Origin of the sequence: Rheinheimera soli (assembly GCF_031457405.1) — a bacterium.
GTDB classification, from domain to species: Bacteria; Pseudomonadota; Gammaproteobacteria; order Enterobacterales; family Alteromonadaceae; genus Pararheinheimera; species Pararheinheimera soli_A.
Genome location: NZ_JAVDWR010000059.1, coordinates 1 through 1,160, shown reverse-complemented (window position 1 = coordinate 1,160; position 1,160 = coordinate 1). Strand labels below are relative to the sequence as shown.

The window sequence follows — 1,160 nt, the reverse complement described above, 5'->3', positions numbered from 1 at the left end:
TTTAGCGAAATGGCAGTTGATGATCTTGCGCCAGCGCTTGACAATAAATCGCTGGCCTATGTGATTTACACCTCAGGTTCAACCGGTAAACCTAAGGGCGTATTAGCGAAACATTTGGGCGTAGTGCGTTTCTTATTTGATGCAAACTTTACTGAATTTGGTCCGGGTCGTCGGGTATCTCAGACCGCAACCATTAGTTTCGACGCGTCGATATTAGAGTTGTGGGGGGCGCTACTAAATGGTTCGACCTTAGTGTTATATCCGCATCGTTACTTAGATCCACAAGAAATAAGTCAGTATGTTGAAGAGTATCAGATAAACATGCTGTTTTTGACCAGTGGCTTGTTTGAACAATGGATATCGACAAAACCATCTCACAAACAGCTGGGTTGGTTATTCCATGGTGGTGACGCTTTGGCTCCGAAGGTTTATAAGCAGGCGCTTGCCCTGTTCCCTGGCGTGCATATATCGAATTGTTATGGCCCATCGGAGAGTACTTGTTGTACTACCATTTATAACGTAACAAACGCAACAGACTTAGATGTGCCGACAGTGCCGATCGGGACGGCGGTAAATCATACCTCATGCTATGTGTTTGATGAGACCGGTAAACTATGTCCACTGGGCGTTGCTGGAGAGCTATACATCGGTGGCGCTGGTCTTGTACGTGGTTATTTAAATAGACCTGAACTGACCGAGGAGCGTTTTGTTACGAATCCTTACAGGCAAGGAGAGACGCTGTATCGCAGTGGCGATTTAGTAAATTGGCGTACTGATGGTAACCTTGAGTTTATTGGTCGTGTGGATAATCAGGTGAAGGTGAGAGGTTTCCGTATCGAACTAGGTGAGATAGAGCATCAATTACATGCTCTTTCCGAGGTTAGAGAAGCTGTAGTCATGGCGCCTTATGATGACAATAACCAAAGGCGGTTGGTGGCTTGGATTACTGCGCAGGACGGGCAATCAGATCGCTTACTAGTAGAGAGTTGTCGTCAGCAATTACAACGGCTGTTACCTAATTATATGGTTCCTCAGGTGATTGTTGTGCTTGAGCAATTACCACTAACAGTCAATGGTAAAGTAGACCGTAAAGCGCTGAAGGCTCCGCGTTTGGAGGATATGTCTCATGAGCATGTTGCACCGCGTAATGAGATTGAGCT

At 45.9% G+C, this 1,160-nt stretch carries 1 protein-coding gene; it reads left to right on the top strand.

Going from position 1 to position 1,160, the window contains the following annotated elements:
• The coding region (locus J2W69_RS20605; RefSeq protein ID WP_310282115.1) for an amino acid adenylation domain-containing protein at positions 1 to 1,160 on the top strand (1,160 nt) is incomplete at both ends.